This window comes from Dyadobacter bucti (assembly GCF_005869225.1).
Lineage (GTDB): Bacteria > Bacteroidota > Bacteroidia > Cytophagales > Spirosomataceae > Dyadobacter > Dyadobacter bucti.
In genome coordinates, this window is record NZ_SWFP01000006.1 from 205858 (window position 1) to 231857 (window position 26000).

General features: G+C 44.7%; 21 protein-coding genes. 11 read left to right on the forward strand and 10 right to left on the reverse strand.

The window, feature by feature from the left end; genetic code table 11:
• Positions 1-6: 6 nt before the first annotated feature.
• Positions 7-2433, reverse strand: a complete 2427-nt coding sequence (locus tag FBF61_RS20575; protein WP_138480843.1) for a hypothetical protein — start codon at positions 2431-2433, stop codon at positions 7-9.
• 48 nt (positions 2434-2481) lie between these two features.
• Complete coding sequence (locus tag FBF61_RS20580; RefSeq protein WP_138480845.1) at positions 2482-3588, reverse strand: acyltransferase family protein; 1107 nt, start codon at positions 3586-3588, stop codon at positions 2482-2484.
• Between the two features lie 254 nt (positions 3589-3842).
• Here FBF61_RS20580 and FBF61_RS20585 point away from each other — a divergent pair, with 254 nt between their 5' ends.
• From FBF61_RS20585 to FBF61_RS20600, 4 genes are all read left to right on the forward strand, one after another.
• Positions 3843-6449, forward strand: a complete 2607-nt coding sequence (locus FBF61_RS20585; protein ID WP_138480847.1) for a family 20 glycosylhydrolase — start codon at positions 3843-3845, stop codon at positions 6447-6449.
• A gap of 83 nt (positions 6450-6532) precedes the next feature.
• Entirely contained in the window at positions 6533-7363 is an 831-nt protein-coding gene (locus FBF61_RS20590; RefSeq protein WP_138480849.1) for an ROK family protein, read from the forward strand.
• Positions 7364-7413: 50 nt separating this feature from the next.
• Positions 7414-8661 carry an MFS transporter gene (locus tag FBF61_RS20595; protein WP_138480852.1) on the forward strand — a complete coding sequence of 416 codons (1248 nt, stop codon included), beginning with the start codon at positions 7414-7416 and terminating at the stop codon, positions 8659-8661.
• Between the two features lie 20 nt (positions 8662-8681).
• Positions 8682-9845, forward strand: coding sequence for an AraC family transcriptional regulator (locus FBF61_RS20600; protein ID WP_138480853.1), 1164 nt, complete (start codon positions 8682-8684; stop codon positions 9843-9845).
• An 8-nt stretch (positions 9846-9853) separates the two neighbouring features.
• Here the strand turns inward: FBF61_RS20600 and FBF61_RS20605 are convergent, their stop codons facing one another.
• The 8 genes from FBF61_RS20605 to FBF61_RS20640 form a co-directional block, all read right to left on the reverse strand.
• Positions 9854-11899 carry a M13 family metallopeptidase gene (locus FBF61_RS20605; RefSeq protein ID WP_138480855.1) on the reverse strand — a complete coding sequence of 682 codons (2046 nt, stop codon included), beginning with the start codon at positions 11897-11899 and terminating at the stop codon, positions 9854-9856.
• Between the two features lie 31 nt (positions 11900-11930).
• Complete coding sequence (locus FBF61_RS20610; RefSeq protein WP_138480857.1) at positions 11931-13421, reverse strand: peptide MFS transporter; 1491 nt, start codon at positions 13419-13421, stop codon at positions 11931-11933.
• 149 nt (positions 13422-13570) lie between these two features.
• Positions 13571-14479: a DUF8428 domain-containing protein gene (locus FBF61_RS20615; RefSeq protein ID WP_138480859.1), complete on the reverse strand. Its 909-nt coding sequence runs from the start codon at positions 14477-14479 to the stop codon at positions 13571-13573.
• Positions 14480-14668: 189 nt separating this feature from the next.
• On the reverse strand, positions 14669-15442 hold the full coding sequence (locus FBF61_RS20620; RefSeq protein WP_138480861.1) for a TPM domain-containing protein: 774 nt from the start codon (positions 15440-15442) through the stop codon (positions 14669-14671).
• A gap of 6 nt (positions 15443-15448) precedes the next feature.
• On the reverse strand, positions 15449-15892 hold the full coding sequence (locus FBF61_RS20625; RefSeq protein ID WP_138480863.1) for a TPM domain-containing protein: 444 nt from the start codon (positions 15890-15892) through the stop codon (positions 15449-15451).
• Between the two features lie 38 nt (positions 15893-15930).
• Positions 15931-16512 carry a LemA family protein gene (locus tag FBF61_RS20630; RefSeq protein ID WP_138480865.1) on the reverse strand — a complete coding sequence of 194 codons (582 nt, stop codon included), beginning with the start codon at positions 16510-16512 and terminating at the stop codon, positions 15931-15933.
• 144 nt (positions 16513-16656) lie between these two features.
• Positions 16657-17841: a deoxyribodipyrimidine photo-lyase gene (locus FBF61_RS20635; RefSeq protein ID WP_138480867.1), complete on the reverse strand. Its 1185-nt coding sequence runs from the start codon at positions 17839-17841 to the stop codon at positions 16657-16659.
• Positions 17842-17976: 135 nt separating this feature from the next.
• A complete protein-coding gene (locus tag FBF61_RS20640; protein ID WP_445438736.1) occupies positions 17977-20001 on the reverse strand; it encodes a CHU_0125 family OmpA-like outer membrane integrity protein in 2025 nt (674 codons plus the stop codon).
• A gap of 348 nt (positions 20002-20349) precedes the next feature.
• Here FBF61_RS20640 and rpsL point away from each other — a divergent pair, with 348 nt between their 5' ends.
• The 7 genes from rpsL to rplW all read left to right on the forward strand — a co-directional run bounded on the left by rpsL (position 20350) and on the right by rplW (position 25961).
• A complete protein-coding gene (gene rpsL, locus FBF61_RS20645) occupies positions 20350-20763 on the forward strand; it encodes a 30S ribosomal protein S12 (RefSeq protein ID WP_026631225.1) in 414 nt (137 codons plus the stop codon).
• A gap of 116 nt (positions 20764-20879) precedes the next feature.
• Positions 20880-21347, forward strand: a complete 468-nt coding sequence (gene rpsG, locus FBF61_RS20650; RefSeq protein ID WP_138480869.1) for a 30S ribosomal protein S7 — start codon at positions 20880-20882, stop codon at positions 21345-21347.
• Between the two features lie 226 nt (positions 21348-21573).
• Entirely contained in the window at positions 21574-23694 is a 2121-nt protein-coding gene (fusA, locus tag FBF61_RS20655; protein ID WP_138480871.1) for an elongation factor G, read from the forward strand.
• Positions 23695-23834: 140 nt separating this feature from the next.
• Complete coding sequence (gene rpsJ / locus FBF61_RS20660; protein ID WP_026631228.1) at positions 23835-24140, forward strand: 30S ribosomal protein S10; 306 nt, start codon at positions 23835-23837, stop codon at positions 24138-24140.
• Between the two features lie 276 nt (positions 24141-24416).
• Complete coding sequence (gene rplC / locus FBF61_RS20665; RefSeq protein ID WP_138480873.1) at positions 24417-25037, forward strand: 50S ribosomal protein L3; 621 nt, start codon at positions 24417-24419, stop codon at positions 25035-25037.
• A gap of 5 nt (positions 25038-25042) precedes the next feature.
• On the forward strand, positions 25043-25672 hold the full coding sequence (rplD, locus tag FBF61_RS20670) for a 50S ribosomal protein L4 (protein WP_138480875.1): 630 nt from the start codon (positions 25043-25045) through the stop codon (positions 25670-25672).
• A 1-nt stretch (position 25673) separates the two neighbouring features.
• Positions 25674-25961 carry a 50S ribosomal protein L23 gene (rplW, locus tag FBF61_RS20675; RefSeq protein ID WP_025764313.1) on the forward strand — a complete coding sequence of 96 codons (288 nt, stop codon included), beginning with the start codon at positions 25674-25676 and terminating at the stop codon, positions 25959-25961.
• The last annotated feature ends 39 nt before the right edge of the window (positions 25962-26000 follow it).

The window sequence follows — 26000 nt, forward strand, 5'->3', positions numbered from 1 at the left end:
TGTTTGTTACTGTTTCAAAAGCCAGATTTCCGTAACCTGCGATCCTCTTTCGCCTTCTCCGCAGTTCCAGATAAAAGTAGCTTGCCCGTCGGCAGTGGCGGCTTGTGGAATATTAAATTCAAACGTTGGCTGTTCGCCGGTCTGGATAAAGTCGTGAATCACCAGGCCATCGTCGGTGGTCATTTTCATTCTTGAACGAAAACGGCCGGTATATGAAACCCGGATCCGGTAAGATGCTGTCGGGTCGAATTCATTATAGTGGATTTTCAACGGTTCATTGTAAAGTGTTTTGGCTTGTTTCATCCACGCCCGCGGCGTGACCTGCCCTTTGAAACCGGTTGCTTTGATCTCGTCAACCCACTCTTCACCTACCAACCCGACGCCAAATCCGATCCGTGGCGACTGCAGGCTGCCGGGATCCTTGTCCCAGCCGAGGCCTGGTACCACACGGTACCAGCTTTCCGGATCGCCGAAATGATCATAAAAACTTCCGGGTCCGGGATCAGTCCGGTGCAGCAGCTGATGAATTCCCTGTACTTTTTCGGATGCACTTCCCATCTTTTCAATTTTGTCAAGCTGATCCAGTATCCAGGGTGCATCATTGAGCGGCATGTTGATAAGGTCAATGAAATTTCCCCTGCCCGACATCGCCCCGTGTTTTTGCATGGTCAGCTGTGCCCCAATACTTTTATACAATGAGTCGGCCAGACTGTTACATTTTGCCTGGTAGTCGGGAAGGATGGGTTCCTTCCAGGCTTTTTCAAGAATACCTATCGATTTTCTGATGTTTTCTGAAACGTTGTCAGCGTTGACCGAGGTCAGTATTTCCCGGGCTTTGCGTTCAAGCTCTGTTTCATAAATGAGCCGCTGGCGGGTGTATGCATCAAAATAAGCACGGATCAGACCCATTTGAAAACGCGGGTTTTGAAGCACTTTCAATGGGGCGTCCTTTTCCATCGCTTTCCATTGGTTCAAAGTAATATCCACACCATCGTTGACGAGCAATTCGCCCTTCCAGTTTTTTTCGAGCGCGATCAGCCCCTGAGTTACGGGCTCGGTGTAGCTGCTTCCTATAAACAGCCTGGCGTAGTCCCGGAGCGTTTCAACAACGGGTGTTTCTGGATCCCAGTCCTGGTCGCTCCATACAAATTTGTTCACATCATCATTGGTGCCTTCCGAATAACTCACGCTTCCCGAACCATATTCGTCCAGCGCATTATGAATGGCTTTTTCATCAAACGGGCGCGGATTGATGCTTTCACGGCCAAGGGTCATTGCATATGCCAGGTCCCAGTGCTGAACCGGATACTGAGAGGAGTAATTATGTGTAATATCCGGGTAATGCCTGATCGGGATAGAGGGTTTTACCAGCTCGCGGATCTTATGCACCGGGATCTTAACCCAGGGGCCGAAAACAACGCCGCCGAACCATGGATACTCTTTGTTGACATGACCAAAAAAATCATCGAACCATTGCTGGGTGGGCCGGAAAACCTGGGGTGATACCCATATTTTTGCTTTGGGATGATAACGTTGTAACATTTCAGCCTCCTTTTCAAGCCATGCAAAAAGCACATCAGGTTCCAGCTCCCCTGGATCTCCTGCCGGAACGAAAACTGCATCCAGCTTCGCCAGACTGGCAAAAACCGTTCGCCGTTCCGCCAGTTCTTTCTGGATGGATTCAGTCCCTAAATAATCTTTTGCCATATTCGGGTACCAGATCGACAAGTCCAGACCATATTCTTTGCAGATCCGAGATTGTTCGGCAATCATTTGTATCGCCGGAAGTGTCATGTGCTGGCTCGTGGAATCATCGTCTGTGCGGGGCGGAACAATTTCAATGGTATTGGCTCCGAACAATGCCAAATCTCGGATATACTGGTCGAAACGTTCGACAGTAAAAGCGTCATAAGCGTTGGTTTTTGGGCGATATCCAAGCTGGTGTCCCCGGATCGGGTATTTCGGACTGGTCGCAAGCGAAAGATTTTCCGGCACTGAAATAGAGCCGGCTTTCAATTCCATATTACGCAGCAGACGCCCGATTCCATATAAAATACCTCTGGAATCCTTTCCTATCACGAGTACCGTATTTGTTTTTTTGATCACCCGTAATTGCAAACCTTCTTTTGTGATAGCCGGCTGGGCGCTAGCTTCGGTCCGGTAAGGTTCGGGCAGTTTGCTGACGTCTTTTTCCAGGGAAATAACAATGGCGTGGCCAGCTTTTGGTAATTTTTTAACAACCTGTAATTTGACCCCGCTTCTCTTCTCCACTTCATTCTGAAGTATCTCGACGCTTCTGAGCAGGACATTTTTGTCGGTCGTGGTGGAATAAATCCTGGCTTTGGAAAGATCGACAGACTGTGAAAATGCGGCAGTGTATGCAAGTAAGCTCAGTAAAAATAACAAGCAGGAGACTGGTTTACCAGTAATCATGTTTTAAGGGTTTGGTGGAGGTTTGATCAGGATTTATTCTCTAATCATTTAAAGCTTGATAAATATTTTTCTACGATAAAGTATATAGGCCGGGATGAAATTGATACCGACAAAAAACAATGCATAGAGCATACTTGCCAGCGCCGGATCAAGTCCAGCATTAATTAATGCGTTGACGGACAGTTCATTGATGGTCTTCCCGTTGATTGGCAAAAGATAAAAAACGAGCGCGAAAATATCTGCCAGAACATAGGCGGTGATAGCATTGGCACCGAAGATGACGCCAGGCGCAATCCCGCTTTTTTTGCCGCGGATATCCACTACAAAATAGAGTACACCCAGCAGCATGGAGGCAAATCCTGATGTAACAAGGACAAAAGAGCTGGTCCAGAGGTTTTCATTGACAGGAAAAGTCAGGCTCCAGAAATACCCGGCCGCTGCTGTGAAAAAACCTGCCGACATCAGGTAATTCGATTTTTCGTTCGGGGTGAAACTGCTGATCATCAGCCTGCCTGCCAGCATACCGGTTATCCCCGTCACGATCGATGGAAAAGTGCTCAGGATCCCTTCAGGGTCCCAGTTACCCTGCCACATTTTACCAGGAAGGTATTGCTGGTCGACCCATGCTGCGATGTTCATACCTGGTTCGATCATTACTTTTCCCAGTCCGGGAGTGGGGATGAGCGTAATTGCCAGCCAGTATAAAACCAGTATTGTGATGCCGGTCCAGAGCTGTTGCTTCCAGTTTGTATGGAGGAAAAGAAAGGCACAGACCAGGAAGACAATAGCGATACGGTGCAAGGTACCTGTGTAACGAAGATCAGAAAAATCGAAACCGGGCAGCATGTTCAAAAACATGCCGACGGCAAAAATTTTAAGAGAACGTATTACGATCTTTTTGTAAAGGTCACCTTTTGGCCCCTCTTCACGAAGTCTTTTGGAATAGGCAATGGCGATCGAAACGCCTACAATGAACAGAAAAACGGGGGCTATCAGATCGGTAAATGTAAGGCCGTTCCATTTGGTATGGCGTAAAGTCGGAAAGACAAACTCTTCGCTGCCAGGAAAATTAACCATGATCATGGCTGCGATGGTAAAGCCGCGCATGGCGTCCAGCGATAACAACCTTGAGAATGTATTGTTTTGATTTTCCATCGAACTGCCGTTTAAGGGTTTAATACGCGCTTGCAGTCCGGAAAGGCTATTGAAGTATGTAATTTCTGATTTCAGTACGTATATTGAATGTTTTAAAGAGCTTCAAGCAAAGAACTTGTACCTCTTCGGCAGAGGCGCAAAATTATAATCGGCTTGGGCAACTAGTATATTTTACATATTCAACAGTATAATAAATGTCGATTCCAATGCGGTTCAGGACCAGTTTACAGCAACATTTTACGTTTCATACCTCTATGAAGAAAACGTTTCATTTTCAACTTGTTATCATTTGTTTGGCCCTGCTCGCCGGCTGCGGAAAGTCCGGAGAAATGTCAAAAGAAGAGGCCGGGAAGATCGGCGTTTCCTGGAAGCTGGTCAGCAATTTTATCGAGCCGGACGGAAGTTTTGAGGCAAAATTTACAATCAAAAACGGAAGTGACTTCACGCTCGACGGCAGTAACTGGGCATTGTTCTTCAATATGTCGCCGAGGCCGATCCAATCCAATAAAACACCGCAGCCCGCTGTCGTTGAGCATATCAACGGCGACTGGTATAAAATGGTCGCTGCGAAGGATTTCAAATTAAGTCCGGGCGATTCGGTAACAATCCATTACACTGGTACCGAAGGGGTTATTAAGGAAACGGACGCGCCGCTGGGGCTGTATTTTGTTTTTTATGATCAAGAAGGCAAGGAAAAAGACATTGTGCAGGTGGCAGATTATGTGATCGAACCTTTTACAACAAAAGAACAAATACTCCGTGGCAAAAAGGACCTGATGCCAGTCCCTACTGCTGAAACCCGTTACAAGGATAACCTGGCTTTTACAAAACTGGGTGCCGATCAACTGCTGAAAATCATTCCAAGCCCTGTGAAAATGAGCGCGGGTAGTGGAACATTCACTTTGAGCGGTCAGACCAATGTGTTTTATCAGCAAGGACTGGAGAATGAGGCGAAATATTTGATACAGAAATTAAAAGCCTTGACTGGAACCGACCTGCCGATCCGGAGCGGTCTTCCTACCGCAGGCTCATCTTCCGCGCCGGCTATTGTCCTGAAAACAGGAGGTGTGACTGTGAACGGAATTGGTAAAGAGGCTTACAAAATGGGTATTGATCAAACGGGGATTTCAATAACCGGAAGTGACGCGGCGGGTGTATTTTACGGGGTGCAAAGCCTTTTGCAACTTGCCCCGACGGAGTCTTACCTGAAACCGGCCAATTCACTTGTTTTTGGTTTTATCCAGGTGGAAGACGCACCGAGGTTCCATTTCAGGAGCCTGCATCTGGATGTTGCGCGTAATTTCCAGACCAAGGAGTCTATCAAACGAGTGCTCGACCTGCTTGCTTCTTACAAGGTCAACCATTTCCTTTTTTATACAACTGAAGATGAAGGCTGGCGCGTTGAGATCGATGGCCTGCCTGAGCTTACAGAAGTGGGTGGGCAACGCCAGCACACTTCCGGGATGAATGCAAATGCGTTGCATCCGGGGTACGGATCGGGGCCGGTGGCTTATGACAAGGATAAAAACGGGAGCGGATATTATACCAAAGCGGATTTTATCGAAATCCTGAAGTATGCGAATGAAAGACATATCAAGGTAATTCCTGAACTCAACTTCCCGGGCCACGCGCTGGCCGCGATCAAATCCATGGAGGCGCGTTACGAAAAGCTTATGAAGGAAGGGAAAGAAAAGGAAGCCAATGAATACCGTCTGATTGACCCGAATGACAAGTCGGTGTACTTGTCTGCACAGGCTTATAAGAACAATGTTGTGAGCGTGGCGCGGGAGTCAACCTATCATTTCTTCGAAAAGGTAGTGGATGAGATGGCCAAAATGTACCAGGAAGCCGGATTGAAAATGGATACTTTTCACACCGGCGGGGATGAAGTGGCTGAGGGCGCGTGGACGAAATCTCCCATGGCAGCCAAGCTGATGAAGGAAAATCCGGAGATCAGAGACGCTAAAAACCTTCAGGCGTATTTTTTCAAAAGATTGCTGCCAAGGCTCGAAAAACGCGGATTGAAAGTGCACGGCTGGGAAGAGGTTGCTTTGACCAAAACACCTGCGGGCGTGTATAATGCCAATACCGAGTTCGTAGGACATCCTGTCGTTCCTTATATCTGGAACAATGTATTTGACGTGGATCTGGGCAACAGACTGGCCAATGCAGGCTATCAGGTGGTGCTTTGTAATGTCACTAATTTTTACTTCGATATGTCCTATGGCAATGATCCGAAAGAGCCGGGCTTGTATTGGGCCGGATTTGTCGATACCTGGGATAACTGGGCATTCGCGCCTTTCAATATGTTCAGGACCACGGAGGTAACTGCAATGGGAAAACCAATGAAGGAAGAATTTGTGGGAAAAGAACTGCTGAAACCCGAGGCAAGAAAAAACATTCTTGGGATTGAAGCTCAGCTTTGGTGTGAGACGATTAAAGGCAGGGACATGATGGAATATTCGATTCTTCCCAAGTTGCTGGGATTTTCGGAAAGTGCCTGGGCGGCCGAGCGTAAATGGGAAAATGTGGCTGATCCTGTGGCAAGGAAGAAAATGATGCTGGAAGGCTGGAATATTTTTGCCAATACCATTGCACAAAAAGACCTTCCAAGGCTGAAAACTATCAATGGCGGGTATAATTATCGTCTGCCACTCCCCGGGGCAGTGATTGACGGAGGCATGTTGAAAGCCAATATCGAACTTCCGGGCCTGGCGATCCGCTACACCACGGACGGAAGTGAGCCTACTTCAGAGTCGGCTTTGTATAGTGCTCCTGTTAAAGTTTCGGGAACCATTAAATTAAAGAGCTTTGATGCAGCCGGGAAATCAAGCCGGAGCAGCATTGTTACTGCGAATTAGCATTTGATTTTTCACTCAGGTTGCTGAAGCATTTTCATGACCTGAGTGAAAAATATAACATAGTACTCAACCATTCAAACTAAATGAACATAGGCGTAGATATCGGCGGTACAAATATCCGGGCCGGTATAGAGTTAGGCGGAGCGATCACCAAGCATCACAAAACCCATTTCGAAAACAAGGAATCGCTGTCATCCACATTGCAGCAATTGATGGAGCTGATCCGTCCGCTCACCAAATATCCGGTCAAAGGAATTGGTATTGGCGTGCCTTCTGTTGTGGACGTGCAAAACGGCGTGGTGTATAATGTAATGAACATCCCTTCCTGGGAACAGGTTGCGCTTCGTGACATTATCCAGAATGAATTCAACCTGCCTGTATCTGTCAACAATGATGTGAACTGTTTTATTCTGGGTGAGCACCGTTTCGGGCTTGCCAGAAAGTACAAGTCGGTAATTGGCATGGCAGTAGGAACTGGTTTGGGATCGGGGATTATTATCGACAATCATTTGCATGCGGGCAATAACTGCGGTGCGGGGGAAATTGGGATGCTTCCGTATAAGGATTCAATCCTGGAAAATTATGTGTCGAACCGGTTTTTTGAAGATTCTCTGGGCACCGATGCTTTTGAGGCACATAATGCTGCGCTGGAAGGAAATGAAAAAGCGCTCGCAGTTTGGGAAGAGTTCGGCATGCACCTGGGTGCCGTGGTCAAAGCTGTGATGTATACCTACGATCCTGAGGCTATTGTGCTTGGCGGTTCTATTGCCAAGGCCAGTCGTTTTTTTAAGAAGAGTATGCTCGACAGCCTCGATGATTTCGCTTATCCCGAATCTCTTAAGCGAATGACCTTGTTGCTCTCGGAAAATGAGAATATTACATTACTTGGGGCCGCTGCATTGATGGATGTTTGAGGTAATGTCTAATAAGGTTAAATTAGAATCTGAATTTAAGAACCCACCTTATGCAACGGAATACTTTTATTGTAATATTAATCCTCCTGATCTTTTTTGTAATCTCCTTTCTAACCAATATCCTTGGTCCGATTATCCCGGATATCGTCAAAAGCTTTGATCTGAGCATCGGTCTTGCCGGTTTTTTACCATTTTCATTTTTTGTTGCATACGGAGTGATGTCCATTCCGGCCGGACTTATGGTTGAGAAGTACGGGGAAAAGAAAATCCTGATGGCGGCTTTTCTGCTTGCATTTATAGGAGCGTTGCTTTTTGCGTTGATTCCCGGATTTTCCATCGCGCTGTTTTCACTTTTTCTGATAGGCATCGGTATGGCGATGCTGCAGGTTGTGATCAACCCTCTGCTGCGGGTTGCAGGAGGAGAGGCCAAATTCGCCTTCAACTCGGTTATGGCTCAGCTTTTCTTTGGAGCAGCGTCCTTTTTAAGCCCTTTGCTTTATAGCTATCTGGTTTTAAATGTACATTCGGATCAGTCTGGTTTTCTGATCGGTATTTTAAATCGCCTGGTTCCCGAAAACCTTAAATGGGTTTCACTGTACTGGGTTTTTGCGGTCATAGCCATTGCGATGGTGGTTGTGATAGGGCTGGTGCGGTTTCCGAAAGTGGATTTGCGGGAGGACGAGCGGATCGATATCGGGAGCTCTTTCAAACAGCTGTCTGCGAATAAATTCGTGTGGTTGTTCTTTCTGGGCATATTTTCTTATGTAGGAACCGAACAGGGAATTGCAAACTGGATCTCACAGTTTTTACAGACCTATCACGGTGTTGATCCGGCGACTACCGGTGCCTCGGTGATCTCTTATTTCTGGGGGTTGCTTACGGTAGGATGCTTTTTAGGGTTAATTCTCTTAAAACTTCTCGATAGCCGTAAAGTACTGATAGTTTTCACCTCAGGCGCAATTATATCCCTGATGGCGGCATTGTTCGGCTCGGGAGAAATAGCGCTCTATGCTTTTCCGATGAGCGGCTTCTTTGCTTCGGTGATGTATTCCGTAATTTTTTCACTGGCCCTGAATTCCGTTCCCCAGCACCATGGTACGTTCTCAGGCATTTTGTGTGCGGGGATTGCAGGCGGAGCGGTAGTTCCGTTGATTATCGGTGGGCTTGGTGAACTGGTAGGGCTGCAATATGCCATGCTTTTTCTTTTTATTCCTCTTGCGTATATCCTAAGCATCGGATTATGGGCCAAACCATTGGTGAATAACGACACCATCACCAGCCTGAAGGAAATATTTTAATTTCAGTAATTCCCATCTCTATGTACAAAATCATCCTGCTGCTCGATTTTGCGGAGGAATACAGCAAGAGCCTGATGAAGGGAATCAGTACGTATTCGAAGGAATTCGGCCCCTGGATTTTTTGCAGGATGCCTTTGTTCCATCGGGAGACACTCGGGATCGATGGTATCTTAAAATGGGCGTTGGAATGGGGGGCAGATGGTATTATCGGGCAGTTGTATAATGATCAGGAAATTGACAAGATCGTAAAGGCAGGTATCCCTGTCATTGCACAGGATTTCAAGGAACGTTTCGCGGAAATCCCGAACATTACGGGTGCCTATCACGAGGCCGGAGAGTTGGGCGCGGATTATTTTCTGAAAAAAGGATTTACGAATTTCGCTTTTTACGGTTTTAACGACATTGTCTGGTCGCGGGAAAGAGCGGAAGGTTTTGAAGAAAGATTAAGAGCCAAAGGGCATAATGTGCATTATTTTGAGCATAAAAAGGCACGGTCTACGGAGCTATGGTATTACAAACCGAGTTCTTTGAGCCGCTGGCTAAAATCACTTCCGAAGCCGATCGGACTGATGACCTGTGATGATAACCAGGGGCAGCATATCACCGAAGCCTGCCGTCATGTGGGGATCAGGATTCCGGAAGAAGTAGCTGTTTTGGGGGTCGATAATGACGAAATGATATGTGATCTTTCTGATCCGCCCCTTTCCAGTATTGCCTTGGATGCAGAAAAGGGAGGTTATGATGCAGCAAAGCTGATGGAGCACATGATTGAACACGGAACGCATAATTATTACGATATCATCGTGAAACCGATGCAGGTGATCACGCGGCATTCCACAGATATTTATGCCACCAATGACAATCACATTGCATCTTCTTTGAAATATATCCATCAGAATATCGACAAAAACCTGCATGTCGAAGAGGTAGTAAAACAAGTCCCGTTATCCCGCCGTGCGCTGGAAAAGCGGTTTCTTGAAATTACCGGATACCCCATCTACAAATACATTTTTAATCTCCGGATAGAAAAATTCACTCAGAAATTGCTGGATACAGACATGTCGGTTTTCGAAATAGCACTGGATATGGGCTTGACTGACAGCAAAAATATAGCCCGCCAATTCAGGCAGGCTAAGGGGTGTAGTCCGAGTGTATACCGCAACAAATACGTCGCTGGTAAGTAACTCCGTTTTTACCAGATCACAACTCTTGCTGAATCCGGGAGTGTCATTTTGCTTCCTTTTCCGCAACTCCACGCGGCTTCAAATTCTTTCAGATGCGGCATCGGGCCGTTGATCCTGTCCTTGGCAGGTGAATGCGGATCTGTTTGAACCTGGTTTCTTAAAGCTTCATCCGTGTTGTTCATGTGCCAAACCTGAGCCCAGCCAAGGAAAAACCGTTGTTTCCAGTTAAAACCGTCGATAGGTGCAGGTTCAGGTTTCCCTTTCAGTGATTTTTCAAGGGCGTAGTAAGCTAGCGTCAGTCCGCCAAGGTCCGCTACGTTTTCCCCGATTGTAAGAGCGCCGTTGATTTTAAATCCTGGCAGCGCCTCAATTCCACTGAAATAGTCAATATACCGTTTGGTCAGTTTATCGAAATTGGCGCGATCGGAAGCGGTCCACCAGTTTTTAAGGTTTCCCTCGTCGTCAAATTGCGAGCCCTGATCGTCAAAGCCGTGTGTAAATTCATGCCCGATTACGGCAATAATACCGCCGTAATTGATCGCATCGTCGGCGTCACGATTGTAAAAAGGAGGCTGTAGAATGCCCGCAGGAAATGCAACTTCATTATTCAAAGGGTTGTAATAGGCATTTACCGTTTGAGGTGTCATAAGCCACTCGTCTTTATCTACCGGTTTTCCGATCTTTTCCACCTGTTCTTCATGGCCGAAAATAGATGCCGCGATAACGTTTTCGAATAGTTTGTCATTCTCTATTTTAATCGAAGAATAATCTTTCCATTTGTCGGGATAGCCGATTTTATATGTAAAGGCTTTCAGTTTTTTGTGTGCTTTTGCCTTCGTGGAATCGCTCATCCAGGTTAGTTTGTCAATTCTTTCACCATATACCGCCCGTACATTCTCGATCATTTCCGAGACCTTCTTTTTGTCTTCCTCTGGGAAATATTTTTTGGTGAAAAGCTTACCTAGCGGCATACCCAGCAATCCGTCCGTTGACCGGATTGCTCTTTCAACTCTCGCCTTTTGCTGCTTTGTTCCGCGCATAACCGTAGCGAAAAACCGGAAATTTTCCTGATCGAAGCTTTTAGGAAGAAATCCTGCGAAGTTCGAAAGCAGCTGCCATTTTGTATAGAGCTTCAATGTGGCGAGAGGCGTTGCTTTCAGCAAAGTATTCAGATTTTGCAGATAGGGCTTGTTTTGTACGATGATCGTATCCGTTTTGATGTCCTGTTCGTCAACGTAGGTTTTAAGGTCGAAATCAGGCGTCAGTTTTTCGAAATCTTTGAAAGACATCTTATTATACGTCTTCACAGGATCACGAAGCTCTACATTCGATAGCTGAAGTTTGGCAAGTTTGGTCTCAAAATCCAGGATAGTTTGTCCGGGTTTCGGATCACTGAACGACGCGAGTGAAAACATTTTATCCACGTGTTTCACAAATTCCGCCCGGACTTTTACCGTACTGGAATCAGTTCGTTCATAGTAGCTTTTTTCGCCCAGGCTGAGCCCGTCCTGAGTTTGGTACAGAATGTTGACTTTACTATTGCGCAAATCGCCTTCCACTCCAAATCCGATAACGGTTTGTACACCTACTTTTTGCATTTCGCCGGTGACCGCCGCCATATCTTTGAGTGACTGAATGCCATTGATTTTATCCAAATAAGGCTTTAACGGAGCGAGACCACGTTTTTCGATGGTGGAAGTATCAAGAAATGACTGGTAGTAGTCTGCGATCTGCTGTTCCTCACTTCCCTTTTTCCGGTCTTTCAATGCAGCGATCTCTTCAATGATCCCACGCAGCCTTACTTCCTTGTTTTCTTTGTCAAGAATCCCGAAAGCACCCCAGCGGCTTTCTGTGCCGGGTATCGGGTTCTTTTTTTTCCAGCCACCATTGGCGTAGCTGTCAAAGTCTTCACATGCTTTTTGGGTGGAATCGATGGAAGTAAGGTCAAAGCCGGGTACTTTTTCGGCGGTGGATTCTTCCTTTTCTTTTTTACAGGCTGACGCCAACAATAGGGTGGCCAGCAAAGCACAATAACACAAACCTGCTGATTTCATGGGCTTATCTTTTTTTGAAGTTGGTTCTTATTTAATGAATTCCTCCCATCCAGTTTTTGACCGGTTTCCAGAAGACGAGCAATAGTAATCCAAATGCGGTGGTGAAAATGGCCACCTGATTGAACAAGGCAGGCATTTGCAGAATGTTTCCTTCATCGAAATTCCCTGCAAAAAGCCCGGCAATCAGATTTCCCAGGGACGCGGCAACAAACCAGATCCCCATCAACTGGCTGACATATCTTTTCGGGGCTAATTTGGTATAGGAACTCAATCCGACGGGACTCAGGCACAACTCGCCAATGGTATGTAAAAAGTAGGTAAACGTAAGGAAGAATGGAGAAGCGAGCTTACCGGTGATGGCTACATCAGATGCCCAAACCATCACAAAAAAACTAAGTCCGAGAAGAATGAGTCCCAGCGCAAATTTTACAGGAATCGAAGGGTTAAGGCTCCTGCTTGAAAGCCATATCCAGAGGCTGGCTAATATTGGGGCAAAAATGAGGACAAACGTCGGCTGGAAATTCTGGAACCAGCTGGACGGGACTTCCCACCCGGCAACGGTACGTTCGGTATGCCGCTCTGCAAAGATCTGCAGCGACGAGCCGGCCTGCTCATACCCAGACCAGAAAAGGGCGGCCGCAATGAATAAAATGATCAGTACCAGCACCCGTTTTTTCTCAACCGGGGTAAGACCTCCGAGGATTAATATAAAAAGGAAATAAGAAACTGATATGATCACGATAATGACACCAGCTCCCTGCGCCAGGCCTTGTGCGGTAGTAAAATCGATAATGCCGCCCAGCTGCAAGCCGACCAGCAATGCAACCACCGCTGCTATGAGCACATAGCCAAGTTTTTTGTTTGAATTACCCTGGGCAACGCTTTCAGGAGTAGAAACAGTCGCCAGGGGGACTTCTCCAAGGCCTTTCAGATGCCGGGCTCCGCCTATACGGAAAACGATCAGCCCCAACAGCATGCCTATTGCCGCTGCCCCGAATCCCAAATGCCAGCTTATTTTCTGACCCAAATATCCTACGATAAAAATTCCAAGGAGTGAGCCCAGATTAATACCCATGTAAAAAATAGAGAAGGCAGCGTCGCGCCGTGCCCCACCTTCGGGATAAAGCTCGCCAACGATGGAACTGATATTTGGTTTCAGTAATCCCGTTCCCACCGCGACAGTGGTAAGTCCTAAAAGAAAAACTCCCGTTCCCGACGGGATTGCCAATATAACATGTCCAAGCATGATGATGATGCCCCCGTACCAGATCGCTTTTTTCTGTCCGAGAATGTTGTCGGCGATCCACCCGCCGGGTAATGTCAGCAAGTATACCGATGCCGTATACAATCCGTAAACCGCAGCCCCTTCCGCGGCGGGTAGTCCCGGGCCCCCTCTCGCACTGTCCAGCAAAAAAAGAAGAAGAATAGCTCGCATACCATAGTAGCTAAACCTCTCCCACATTTCAGCAAAAAAAAGAACGTATAATCCGCGAGGGTGTTTCTGGGATATATGTGAAGACATAAATTAGAAGTGTTTTATTTGGTAAATGGGGTTGTTATCCTATGTTTTTTATCGTGCAAGATAGGGATATTGAGTAATAATTATACAAAATAAAAGCGGTAGTAAAGTGATCCACTTTACTACCGCTTTTAACGTCAGTAATTTAAGAGTTACTTGACGGAGAATGACCCTTCACCTATGGAAAATCCTTCCGAATAAAGTTCGATGGTATATTTACCAGAGTTGAATGGCGCAGTTCTGTCGTACATAATGCTTACGTCTTGATTGCTGTTATTGTAAGCAATATCCTTGCTGATCGTATAACCTTGCTCCTGTCCATTGTAGTCAAAGACTCCAGAGCCGGTTTTTGTATCGGATATCGTTGCTCCTGTAGGATCAATAATACGGAGATACACAGTCTTGTTGTCAGTGAGCGTCAACGGGTTTTTCTCAAGAATAAAATCGACCCGTACCTTGTCTATACGTTTCGCTTTGACATTTTCACCTTCACGTACTTTTCCTTTTGAAGATACCGCATAAACTTTCACATTACGTGCACGCAGTGCCGCCGCCATCGTTACTTTCGATTCCAGTTCTGTGTTTTTTGAAATTACGCCGCTTAGTGAGTCACTGATCGCCTGCTTGCTGGTTTCCAGCTCGGTTTTTACCTGTGTCAAAGTTTCGTTCTGACTGATCAGCTGCTGGTTTTCCTCCCTTAGCTGGGCAATTTCTTCATCTTTCTTGGTCAGGAATTCTTCATATTCTTTCACCTTTTTGCCCATCGTCAGATTTCCCTTGCGCAGGGCTATTCTATCGCTTTCCAGTGCTGCCTTAACTTTTTGCAGTTCCTCGATATCGCCGCCTAGTCCCTGTACTTCGAGAATTCGGGCATCGAGCTGTTTTGAGATTGAGTCAAGTTTGATCTCCGAAGTTGCCAGCTCAGAAACTCTGGCTTCCAGGTCGGCCTCTTGTTTGTGGGTAATGTTCCGTTCGTTATAGTACAGGTATCCAAAAACGGCTGCCAGTATGGTCATCAATATCAAACCGACCAGCATGCCAGTGTTGTTTTTCTTTTCCATAATTCAATATTTAGGTTAAAAATTATATATTTTCTATATTAGGTTCAAAAGTTGTGCCAGTGCTCTTTGCCGGTGCAAATGCCAGGGGATATAAACGAAGAAATCCCGTGGAATGACTGGATGTCATTTCACGGGATTTCGTAACCTTCCGGAATAAGATGACCGGCGGGTTATAGCATTTTATATTGGTCAATAATCACCTCCTGCACCACCACCACCGAAACTGCCGCCTCCAAAACCGCCAAAGCCTCCGCTACTGCCACCTCCGCCCCAGTTGCCGGAATAACTTCCTCCGCCTGAATGCGTGGTATATGGCCATATCACAGGTCCTCCGAAATTTCGGAAACCTCCGCCATTTCCGCCGCGGTTGTTGCGGTTACGGAACATAATGATGAGAATGATCACAAACACGATGACGAAAACCAGAACGGGAGGAAATGAACCTCCATCATTATTATTGTCGCCAGGTTCCGCTTTATACTCGCCCGTGGCATATTTGAAAATCATATCAACGCCCTGGTCGAGGCCCTGATAAAACATTCCGTTCTTGAACTGAGGGGTGATGACCTGGGAAATAATTCTTTTTGCAATGGCGTCTGGAATAGCTCCTTCCATGCCGTACCCTGTACTGATGAATATTTTCCTGTCCGTAGATGCCCAGAGGATCACAATTCCATTGTCTTTATCTTTCTGACCTACTCCCCATTCACGCCCGAGCTTGATAGCATAGTCGGCAATTGGATAATCGCCGGTTGTAGGCACTACCACAATCACAATCTGAGAAGAAGTAGAATCGTTGTATGCAACCAGCTTTTGTTCCAATGAGGCTATTTCACCAGCTTTGAGCTGATTGGCAAAGTCATTGACAAGCCTCGGCGGATTGGGCTTGGCCGGAATATCCTGAGCCGAAACCTGGGCAAGGTGTAGTAAAAGAAAAAAAGAAAAAAAGAGGTATTTCTTCATATTTATTCATTGCCCGAACGAAATATCGTCAGGCAGTTCGTTGATGTCGTCAGACTGGTATGGGAAGTGTTTTTTCAATTGCAAACCTGCTTCGGCAATTCCCTGGCAAAGACCTTCTGAAAACTGATTTTTTGAGAAATGGGAGCGGAGCAAATCTTTTGTGCTGTCCCAAAAATTCTGGGATACTTTTTCATATATCCCTTTGTCGCCCAACACAGCAAATTTCCGGTCTTCGTAGGCCAGGTAAAAAAGTACACCGTTCCTTTCCTCGGTGAGATGCATGTTCAAGAGACCAAAAACTTCCTTAGCCCTATCCATCACATCTCCCGTAGGACATTTTTTTTCAATATGTACTTTTACTTCGCCTGAAGTCTGCTTTTCAGCCTGACGTATTGCTTCGATAATACGTTGCTGTTCCTCTTCTTTAAAAAAAGGTGATTCTTTGGGCATGGCGCGTTTTGTTCACTCCGGAAACCAGAGCGACACTGTTAAAATTGTACGGATGGAGCTTTATCAGAACCAGCTGCGGCAGTAAAGTAACCTTTTTGGGCAAAGCCGAACACACCCGCAAACAGATTGGTAGGGAATGTACGTACCTCCTGATTATAATCCTTCACAACTGTGTTAAAGTCATTTCTTGCAACAGTGATCCTGTTTTCTGTTCCTTCAAGTTGCGCCTGAAGTTCCAGAAAGTTCTGGTTGGCCTTCAACTGAGGGTATTGTTCAACTGAGACCAGAAGCCTTGAAAGCGCCCCGCTCAGTTGATCCTGCGCACCCTGGAACTTGGCAATGTTTTCAGGAGTAAGCTGGTCTGCATTGATTGTGGTCTGTGTTGCCTTGCTACGTGCTTCGATTACACTGGTTAAAGTACTCTTTTCAAAATCGGCCGCTCCCTTAACCGTATTGACGAGGTTAGGGATGAGGTCCGCCCGGCGTTGGTACTGGCTTTCTACTCTGGCCCATGATTCTTTGACTACTTCATCCTTGCTGACCAGGCCATTATATTTTCCACATCCTACGAATCCAAGAACAAGAACTATTACGATAACTGCGATGAGTCCTTTTGACATTTTTTTATTCAGTTTTAGAGTTAATATTTGAAGTTCAAAGTTGTTCAAAGCTAGCAAAATCTTTGAGAAAAACTACATAACCGGCAATTAGCAGCTGTTTGCCGCGATAGGAGCGGATAGAAGGATTAATAAGCGGTGAAAAGATCACACTTCGCCTACTCCCGCAATATTGTTCCATCGTCCCCAGTTGACGGAAACTTCATAATCCAGTAGATGGCTTTCAAAATACATGGCGCCCCAGGTCCAGTTTATGCCAAGATTATTCACCAGAAATTCTGCGGCGGCGGCTCTTTCTGCTGCGGTTAAATATCCGTTTTTATTGAGCTTCTGCATAATTGCATTGATCGTTACATCAGTTGTTGCGCCTTTTACCCATTCTTCAAAAGCCAGATTATCATTAAGCCATCTTTTACTGAATTCATGCTTAATACCGCTGGGCTTAAATAATCTTGGGCCATAGCGAAGTAATGTCCAATGAAAATAATCTCTGGCCAAAAGATTATTAATCATCGTATCTGTATTCCCATGGTTTGACTGGGATTGTTTCATCAGTTGATATATGTACCGTGCGGAGAGGCAGCCCAGCGAAAGCCAGTCGGATATGCGGCTGTCTGTTAGATGGTCATGAGATGCTAAATCTTGTCCGCCCTTAACATTTTGTTCAATATAGAATTGGAGTGTTGTTATAGCTGTGGACTCTCCTCCGCCAGAACTGGTCTGGGAAGGTATTTCTTTCGGATCTATACCCAGCATTGGCAAAGAAGGTATTATTCCGGCGTCGTAATCCTGAGGGAGTTTGATTTTTGAAGGTTCAGGATATGGAGCCTGGATCTTTATGTTATCTTTTATAAGAAGATAAAAATCAGATAGAGTAGCAGGAAGTTTGGAAATAGGAAACGGGAGGTCTTTTGCGTGAACAAGTGTATCCATCCAAAACAGTTTGATGTCTACATTATTGAGTTTGAGATTTTTGCTTAGTGAAGATTCTATGCGTGTTTCTTCGGGGGCGATTTCCTTGCTTGTAAATACATAATTTGCGTTGAATTCTTCCGCCATTTCAGATACTATTTTTTCCGGATCTCCAATACGGATCAGCAAATCACCTCCTTTTTCTCTTAAACGGTTTCGGAGATCAACTACAGATTCTATCAAAAACCGGGCTCGTAGTGCCCCGGTACGCCGAAAACCCAAACGTGTTTTATCAAATTGCCGCAGGTCAAAAACATATACAGGGATAATCTCACTCAAAGAATCCACTGCCGAGGACAGCGCTTCATTGTCATGAAGCCGGAGGTCATTTCTAAACCAATAGATGATACGTTGGGCCATTAAGAATAAACTAAATTGATTTGGAATGTAAAAATTGCATGTGCAAGTATACAAAATTCGCCTGGGCACATAGCTAAAAAGCCAGCTCCCGAGCTGTTGGCTGGAGGCTGGCTTTCTTAGTTTTTGTCGATAGAATTAGTAACTAAGAATTGTAAACTCGGTTCGCCTGTTGCGTTGATGTTCTTCTTCGGTTTTCGCATTTGGAACTATGAGCTCTCTTTCACCATAACCTCTGGCAACCATTCTATCGGCGTCTATCCCCTTAGTATTGAGATATTCTACGGCAGATTCAGCGCGATTCTGGGATAAAGTCATATTGTATGCATCAGTTGCACGGGCATCTGTGTGGGAGCTCAGTTCAATTTTCATGCTTGGATTATCCTTTAAAATTTGAACAAGTTTATCGAGCTCGATTGCGGCGTCCGTACGGATGTTATATTTATTCAAGTCGTAGTAAATGTTTTCGAGCACAAACGTCTTGTTGAGTTCGAGTCTGTCGACTTTGAGCATCACGTTAAAAGTCGTGTCAGTAAGCTCTTTCGTAAGGAAAATCGGAGGGATTGACCGGCCATCCATTGAGAACGGCTCACGCCGACTAATGTATCCTTTCCTTTCTACCAACAAAACATAAGATTTGCCTTCTTCTACAGGTTGCTTCCCAAATTTACCTTCAGAATTTGTGGGTAATTGGGCAATCTGTGTATCTGAAGTATCCGGAAGGATATGTACGATAGCGGAGTCAACCGGGATTGGATTCTGAGTGTTGGTTACAACAGTTCCCGCAAGGAAGTAGCGTACCACTTTTGGCTTACCATTGATGAAATTTGGATTGTTAGGATTAAGGGGGCTGTTCGGGTAGTTATTCCGGGCTACTTCGCTACTATCCGGTTCTTCCGGAGAAGCAAAGTAGTAAATATCATCGTCGCCTTTCCCCCCGTCACGGTTGGACGAGAAAAAACCCTTTTTGTTGGTCTCGTAAAAAACCAGCCCGAAATCATCCTGTGGACTATTAAACGGCAAACCGAGATTCTCAATCGAGATTATCCCCTGAGAACGTGTAGCCGAGAAAAGGTCAAGCTTGCCCAGGCCAGGGTGCCCGTCGGACGCAAAATAGAGTTTTCCTCCTTCTGCAACATATGGGAACATTTCGTCTCCTGCTGTATTGATGTCCCGGCCCATATTCACTGGTTTGCTGAAACGCCCGGAAGCATCCATGTTAGTCCGGTAAAGATCGATTCCTCCGGCTCCGCCAGCGCGGTTAGAGGCAAAGTACAAGGTTTTACCGTCCCTAGAGAAAGCAGGCGAGCCGTCCCAAGCCAGTGAGTCGTTTATGGGAAGAATGGCAGGTACAGTCCATTGTCCATTCACATTGCGACTCAAATAAAGGTCAACATCTGCTGCACTATTCTTTTTTCCGGTATTTCCCCGGGCAAAAACAAGTGTTTTACCATCCGGAGAAAATGCCGGTGACCCTTCATTTGCATCTGCATCGAAAATATCGTTACTCAGTAGTACCGGGGTGCCCTGCGTATTGCCTGGATCCTCAGCGATTGTTATCTTGTATAATCCGAGCATGGCCTGGCCATTGTTCTTGTAGATCTTTTCTTTTTTTGAGGAAGAGAATACAAGCTCCTTTCCCAGGATAGCAGGAGAGAATTCGGAACCGGCAGTATTCAGAGGTATATCTTTTAATTCAACCTCCATTTTCTGGGCTTTTAACCTGTCTGCGATTTTCAGGATTTCGACCTCTCTCATCGCACGGTCCTGCAGGTTCGGAGGGCTGGTTGCTGATTTTGCAAATGCGGCAAATTGATTGGAGGCCTCAGCATACTGGCCATCCGTTTTCAAGGCATACGCATATTGAAACTGAGCGTCAGGATTGGTAACCCCACCCTCGAGTGCCTTCTTGTAATAAGGTATGGATTCCTTGAACCTGTTTGACAGCCGGTAGGATTCAGCGATCAGGTAGTTTGTTTGGGTTGGTTCGTAATTTTCGGATGCGGCTTTCTGAAAACCCTTTATTGCTAGATCGTATTCGCCGTTTGAAAATTTCTTCTGTCCATCCTTATAAGCTTGCATGGCCGAATTACAACCGGACAGATAGACAGTTAAGATAATAAGACTGGTTACGAGGGTAAACTTACTCCGCAAAAGTTTCATAATGTAAAGTATAAAATCAAACGATTCAATGCGCACGCGGTTTGGAAAAACAATACTACTAAACAACGTCGGGAAATAAAATTATGGATATGACCCGGTAAGATTTTTTAAATCTCTTAAATAACCGGTTTATAAATCACATTTTTATCAAAATACATGAAAGCAATATACGGTTTATCCGTGCTTTGGGATATACAGGTCCTGATTGTTTTGGTGCATTTTATAAAAAAATAAAGTAACGTTTTGTAAATCAACGGCAGACTGTTACTTTTGCAGTCCGATTTTTCGGGAAAACTGTTTATAAAACAATAGACTGGTGCATTAACCAGATCAAAATCAATTTGTTAAATGCCAACTATTTCACAATTAGTCCGTAAAGGTAGAGAGACCATTACATGGAAATCAAAGTCACCGGCTTTGGATTCTTGCCCTCAGCGTAGGGGTGTGTGCACCAGGGTGTACACTACAACGCCTAAAAAACCGAATTCAGCACTTCGTAAAGTGGCTCGTGTTCGTCTTTCAAACAACAAGGAAGTTAATGCCTACATCCCAGGAGAAGGCCACAACTTGCAAGAGCACTCGATCGTTTTGATCCGTGGTGGTCGTGTGAAAGATTTGCCAGGTGTGCGTTACCACATTATCCGTGGTGCATTGGATACAGCTGGTGTGAACGGACGTAAACAACGTCGTTCTAAATACGGTGCTAAGCGTCCGAAACCAGGACAAGTTGCAGCAGCACCAACAAAAGGTAAGAAAAAATAAAAAGTAACTCTCTCTGCTTTTATTAAGTAATTAATCTGATAAAAGGGAAGTAATCCCGGATTTAGTCTGGGGTGAATAAGTTGCAAAACGAAACCTCGTGTAAAATTTAAGTTAAAATGAGAAAGTCGAAACCAAAGAAAAGATATATCCTTCCTGATCCAAAGTTCAGGGACGTTCAGGTTACCAAGTTTGTTAACAACCTGATGTTTGAAGGAAAGAAAAGTATTGCATTTACTATTTTTTATGACGCATTGGAGCTGGTTGAGAAAAAGACTAGCGAAAACGGTCTTGAAACATGGAAAAAAGCGCTGAACAATGTAACCCCGTCTGTGGAAGTAAAGAGCCGTCGTGTAGGTGGTGCTACTTTTCAGGTTCCAACCGAAGTTCGTCCTGAGCGTAAACAGTCTCTAGGAATGAAGTGGTTGATCAACTATTCCCGTAAGCGCGGAGAAAAAACAATGGTTGACCGCCTTGCAGGTGAGATCATCGCCGCTGCAAAAGGTGAAGGAGCTGCTGTTAAGAAGAAAGACGATACGCACCGTATGGCGGATGCCAACAAAGCGTTCTCGCACTTTAGATTCTAGGATCAGTGTGATATTAATAGATCGGAAGTTCGGTTTTATCGGGCTTCCGATTTTTATTTAATATTTTTCTGAAATTTAACCTTTACATAATTGTTTTTATAATCAACAATTTATACTTTTGCGCTCTGAATTTTTGGAAGTAGTGCGTTTTTACGATCTCCCAAAAGTTCAAATTGCTTCAAAGTGAATTGCACATCGAATATAAAATAACACATCACCATCTGTCATGGCACGTGATCTAAGATTAACAAGAAACATTGGTATTGCTGCGCACATTGATGCCGGTAAAACAACCACAACTGAGCGTATCCTTTACTATGCAGGGGTAAGCCATAAAATTGGAGAAGTACATGATGGTGCTGCTACAATGGACTGGATGGAGCAGGAGCAGGAACGTGGTATTACCATTACATCTGCTGCGACAACTGTTGGTTGGAAGTATCGCGATGAGAATTATCATATCAATATCATCGATACACCGGGACACGTTGACTTCACAGTTGAAGTAAACCGTTCTCTTCGTGTATTGGATGGCCTTGTTTTCCTTTTTAGTGCGGTTGATGGTGTGGAACCTCAGTCAGAAACCAACTGGCGCCTGGCTAACAACTACAATGTAGCACGTATCGGATTTGTTAATAAAATGGACCGCTCTGGTGCAGACTTTCTTAAAGTTTGTACTCAGGTAAAAGAAATGTTGGGCAGCTACGCTGTGCCTCTGCAATTACCGATTGGTGCAGAAGATACCTTCCGTGGAGTAGTTGACCTTGTTAACTTCCGAGGAATTGAGTGGAATGAGGCAGACAAAGGAATGACCTTCACTGAGGTTCCTATTCCCGACGATATGCTTGAAGAAGCAACTGAGTGGAGAGAGAAATTGCTTGAAGCGGTTGCTGAATTCGATGATACTTTAATGGAGAAATATTTTGAAGATCCTGCTTCAATCTCTGAGGATGAAATTCTTGCTGCTTTGCGCGCTGCGACGATCAGTATGAAAATCGTTCCTATGGTTTGCGGTTCTTCATTCAAAAATAAAGGTGTTCAGACAATGCTTGATTATGTGATGGCGATTTTGCCTTCACCATTGGATCGCGAAAGCATTATCGGAACGGATCCGCGTACAGGAAATGAAATCAGCCGTCAGCCATCTGAAAAAGATCCGTTCTGTGCACTTGCATTTAAAATCGCTACCGACCCTTACGTAGGTCGTCTTTGCTTTATCAGATCTTATTCTGGTGTTCTTGAATCAGGTTCATATGTTTTGAACAACCGTTCAGGAAACAAAGAACGTATCTCACGTATTTTCCAAATGCACGCTAACAAGCAAAATCAAATTGATAAGCTTGAAGCGGGTGATATCGGGGCTGTTGTAGGTTTTAAGGATATCAAAACTGGTGATACGCTTTCTGATGAAAAATCGCCAATCGTTTTGGAATCAATGGTATTCCCAGAGCCGGTTATCGGTTACGCAATCGAGCCTAAGAAAGCTGCTGATAGCGATAACTTCTCTAAGGCAATTACTAAATTGATCGAAGAAGATCCAACCCTTCAGGTAGAAAGTAACGAAGAAACTGGTCAGACTATCATCAAAGGTATGGGCGAGCTTCACCTTGAAATCATCATCGACCGTATGCGTCGTGAGTTTAAGGTGGAAGTAAACCAGGGAGCTCCCCAGGTTGCTTACAAAGAGATTCTCACGAAGAACTTTGAGCACCGTGAAGTTTACAAGAAACAAACTGGTGGCCGTGGTAAATTTGCTGATATCGTTTTCGAAATCGGGCCGCGTGATGATAACGAAGAAGGAAAAGAACCAAAAACTGGTTTGCAGTTTGTAAATGAAGTTGTCGGCGGAGCTATTCCCCGTGAATTTATTGCTCCTGTTCAGAAAGGTTTCGAAGCTGCGATGATCAATGGTGCACTGGCCGGATATCCTTTGGATTCCATGAAAGTGCGTTTGTTCCACGGATCATTCCACGACGTCGATTCGGATTCTCTTTCTTTTGAATTGGCTGCTAAAATTGGTTTTAAAGAGGCCGCACGTCATGCAGGTTCGAAATTGATGGAACCAATTATGCATGTGGAGGTTCTTACTCCTGATGAATATACCGGACCTATTACTGGTGACCTTAACCGTCGCCGTGGTATCATGAGAGGTATGGATTCAAGAAATGGTGCACAGGTTATCAAAGCAGACGTTCCGCTTTCTGAATTGTTTGGCTATGTTACCGATCTTCGTACGATGTCGTCAGGACGTGCTACCGCTTCGCTTACATTTGCTTACTATGAGATTGTTCCTAACAACATCGCAGAGACAGTAATTGAAAAAGCTAAAGGTTTAGTTAAAGCATAAATAAAATGATCCGCTGTCAGCTTACATTGACAGCGGATCATTTTTATACAAAAGCCAGTGAAGTAAATGGTTCTTTCACCGGTGGATTGTCGAAACGTGTTTCGTTCAAATATTCTCAGAACCGGAAATAATAAAACAAGATGAATCAAAAAATCCGTATTAAACTTCGCTCTTTCGATCATAATCTGGTTGACAAGTCAGCTGAGAAAATTGTTAAAGCTGTAAAAGCAACTGGTGCTATCGTTAGCGGGCCAATTCCTTTGCCAACTAAAACTGAAAAGTTCACCGTCCTTCGTTCTCCGCACGTTAATAAGAAGTCACGTGAACAATTCCAGCTTTGTACTTACAAACGTTTGGTAGACATTTTCTCTACGAGTGCAAAAACTGTCGATGCCCTTATGAAGCTTGAATTACCAAGCGGCGTTGATGTAGAGATTAAAGTATAGTAGTAAGGGTCTATTTGTTAGACCGACAATATAAATTGGATGAAGGTCCTTCAGGAAACCACATCTGAACTCAGGAAAGCAGTTGAATGCTGGTGCTTAGGGCACAATGCGACAGTTGTCAGAATTCGAGGTCAGATGGTTCAAATCATCTGACCTTTTTTGCTGATTATCAGCGAGAAATATTTATTTACTGCTTGGATACGAGGATTTGATTTCCTACCTTTGCAGTCCGTTTTAAAGAATAAGGGTTTTACCTGCTAATTTTAATTTCAAAACATGTCTGGTTTAATTGGTAAGAAAATCGGAATGACTAGTTTGTACAATGCTGACGGGCAGGCTCTGGCATGTACTGTGATTCAAGCTGGTCCTTGTGTTGTTACACAAGTTAGGTCCGAAGAAAAGGATGGCTATAAGGCTATTCAGTTAGGTTTTGGTGAAAAGAAAGAGAAAAACTCTTCCCAGCCTATGATTGGTCACTTCAAAAAAGCCAACACGACTCCCAAACAAAAAGTGGTTGAGTTTAAGGAATTTGAAGTGGAGCATGAACTTGGAACTTCATTATCTGTTCAAGATATCTTTGAAGAAGGCGAGTTTGTAGACGTGGTTGGATCTGCAAAAGGCCGTGGGTTTCAGGGTGTTGTAAAGCGCCATGGCTTCGGTGGAGTAGGAGGTCAGACACACGGTCAGCACAACAGAGCACGTCACCCGGGTTCGATTGGTGCTTGTTCTTTCCCATCACGCGTTTTTAAAGGTATTCGCATGGGTGGACGCATGGGTAACAATCGTGTGAAAATTCAGAATCTCCGTATTCTGAAAGTGATTCCTGAGCAAAACCTTTTGGTGGTTAGCGGCTCGGTACCTGGTTCAAAGAATTCATTTCTAATCATTGAGAAATAGCACTGATGGAACTATCCGTATTAAATATAAAGGGAGAAAATACCGGTAAAAAGGTTAGTGTGTCAGAAGAAATCTTCGGCATTGAACCTAATACGCACGCGATCTATCTCGATGTGAAATTGTATCTGGCAAATCAGCGCCAGGGTACTCACAAATCAAAAGAACGTGCAGAGGTAAATCACTCGACACGTAAAATTAAACGTCAAAAAGGGACGGGTGGAGCCCGTGCTGGTAGCATCAAATCTCCTGTATTTGTAGGTGGAGGTCGGATTTTCGGTCCAAGGCCACGTGATTACAGTTTCAAGATTAACAAAAAAGTAAAGGTGTTGGCTCGTAAGTCTGCCTTCTCTGCCAAAGCAAAATCTGATGCAATTTCGGTTTTAGAATCATTCACTTTTGACGCTCCTAAAACCAAATCTTACCTGAATGTATTGAATTCACTTTCTCTTGTGAATACCAAAACATTACTCATTCTTCCTTCTGTCGACAGCAATGTATATCTGTCGAGCCGTAACATTCCGAAAGCAAAAGTTACAACAGTTGATGAAGTAAATACTTATGACTTGATGTATGCGGATCGTCTTTTGATTAGTGAATCTGCATTATCTATTTTGGAAACCCAATTGAACAAATAAGATGAGTGTACTGAAACGTCCGATTATAACCGAAAAGGTAACGGCTCAGGGTGGTCAAGGAAAATATGCCTTTGAAGTGTCCCTTACTTCAAATAAAGTTGAGATCAAAAAGGCTATTGAAAAACTATTTGGGGTTACCGTAGAAAGCGTTCACACAATGCGCAGCATTGGAAAAAGCAAATCCCGCACTTCGGGAGGTAAGTTTGTAAGTGGAAAAACGTCAACTATCAAGAAAGCTATTGTAACAGTAGCGGAAGGTGAGATCATCGATATATACGGTGAGGCATAATTTAGTTGATTGATTCAAATCTTTGACGAGTTAATAGCA

Excerpts from the sequence above, each read along its gene's own strand:
- FBF61_RS20575 (WP_138480843.1), bottom strand. The coding sequence starts at position 2,433 with ATGATTACTGGTAAACCAGTCTCCTGCTTGTTATTTTTACTGAGCTTA.
- FBF61_RS20580 (WP_138480845.1), bottom strand. The coding sequence starts at position 3,588 with ATGGAAAATCAAAACAATACATTCTCAAGGTTGTTATCGCTGGACGCC.
- FBF61_RS20585 (WP_138480847.1), top strand. The coding sequence starts at position 3,843 with ATGAAGAAAACGTTTCATTTTCAACTTGTTATCATTTGTTTGGCCCTG.
- FBF61_RS20590 (WP_138480849.1), top strand. The coding sequence starts at position 6,533 with ATGAACATAGGCGTAGATATCGGCGGTACAAATATCCGGGCCGGTATA.
- FBF61_RS20595 (WP_138480852.1), top strand. The coding sequence starts at position 7,414 with ATGCAACGGAATACTTTTATTGTAATATTAATCCTCCTGATCTTTTTT.
- FBF61_RS20600 (WP_138480853.1), top strand. The coding sequence starts at position 8,682 with ATGTACAAAATCATCCTGCTGCTCGATTTTGCGGAGGAATACAGCAAG.
- FBF61_RS20605 (WP_138480855.1), bottom strand. The coding sequence starts at position 11,899 with ATGAAATCAGCAGGTTTGTGTTATTGTGCTTTGCTGGCCACCCTATTG.
- FBF61_RS20610 (WP_138480857.1), bottom strand. The coding sequence starts at position 13,421 with ATGTCTTCACATATATCCCAGAAACACCCTCGCGGATTATACGTTCTT.
- FBF61_RS20615 (WP_138480859.1), bottom strand. The coding sequence starts at position 14,479 with ATGGAAAAGAAAAACAACACTGGCATGCTGGTCGGTTTGATATTGATG.
- FBF61_RS20620 (WP_138480861.1), bottom strand. The coding sequence starts at position 15,442 with ATGAAGAAATACCTCTTTTTTTCTTTTTTTCTTTTACTACACCTTGCC.
- FBF61_RS20625 (WP_138480863.1), bottom strand. The coding sequence starts at position 15,892 with ATGCCCAAAGAATCACCTTTTTTTAAAGAAGAGGAACAGCAACGTATT.
- FBF61_RS20630 (WP_138480865.1), bottom strand. The coding sequence starts at position 16,512 with ATGTCAAAAGGACTCATCGCAGTTATCGTAATAGTTCTTGTTCTTGGA.
- FBF61_RS20635 (WP_138480867.1), bottom strand. The coding sequence starts at position 17,841 with ATGGCCCAACGTATCATCTATTGGTTTAGAAATGACCTCCGGCTTCAT.
- FBF61_RS20640 (WP_445438736.1), bottom strand. The coding sequence starts at position 20,001 with ATGAAACTTTTGCGGAGTAAGTTTACCCTCGTAACCAGTCTTATTATC.
- rpsL (WP_026631225.1), top strand. The coding sequence starts at position 20,350 with ATGCCAACTATTTCACAATTAGTCCGTAAAGGTAGAGAGACCATTACA.
- rpsG (WP_138480869.1), top strand. The coding sequence starts at position 20,880 with ATGAGAAAGTCGAAACCAAAGAAAAGATATATCCTTCCTGATCCAAAG.
- fusA (WP_138480871.1), top strand. The coding sequence starts at position 21,574 with ATGGCACGTGATCTAAGATTAACAAGAAACATTGGTATTGCTGCGCAC.
- rpsJ (WP_026631228.1), top strand. The coding sequence starts at position 23,835 with ATGAATCAAAAAATCCGTATTAAACTTCGCTCTTTCGATCATAATCTG.
- rplC (WP_138480873.1), top strand. The coding sequence starts at position 24,417 with ATGTCTGGTTTAATTGGTAAGAAAATCGGAATGACTAGTTTGTACAAT.
- rplD (WP_138480875.1), top strand. The coding sequence starts at position 25,043 with ATGGAACTATCCGTATTAAATATAAAGGGAGAAAATACCGGTAAAAAG.
- rplW (WP_025764313.1), top strand. The coding sequence starts at position 25,674 with ATGAGTGTACTGAAACGTCCGATTATAACCGAAAAGGTAACGGCTCAG.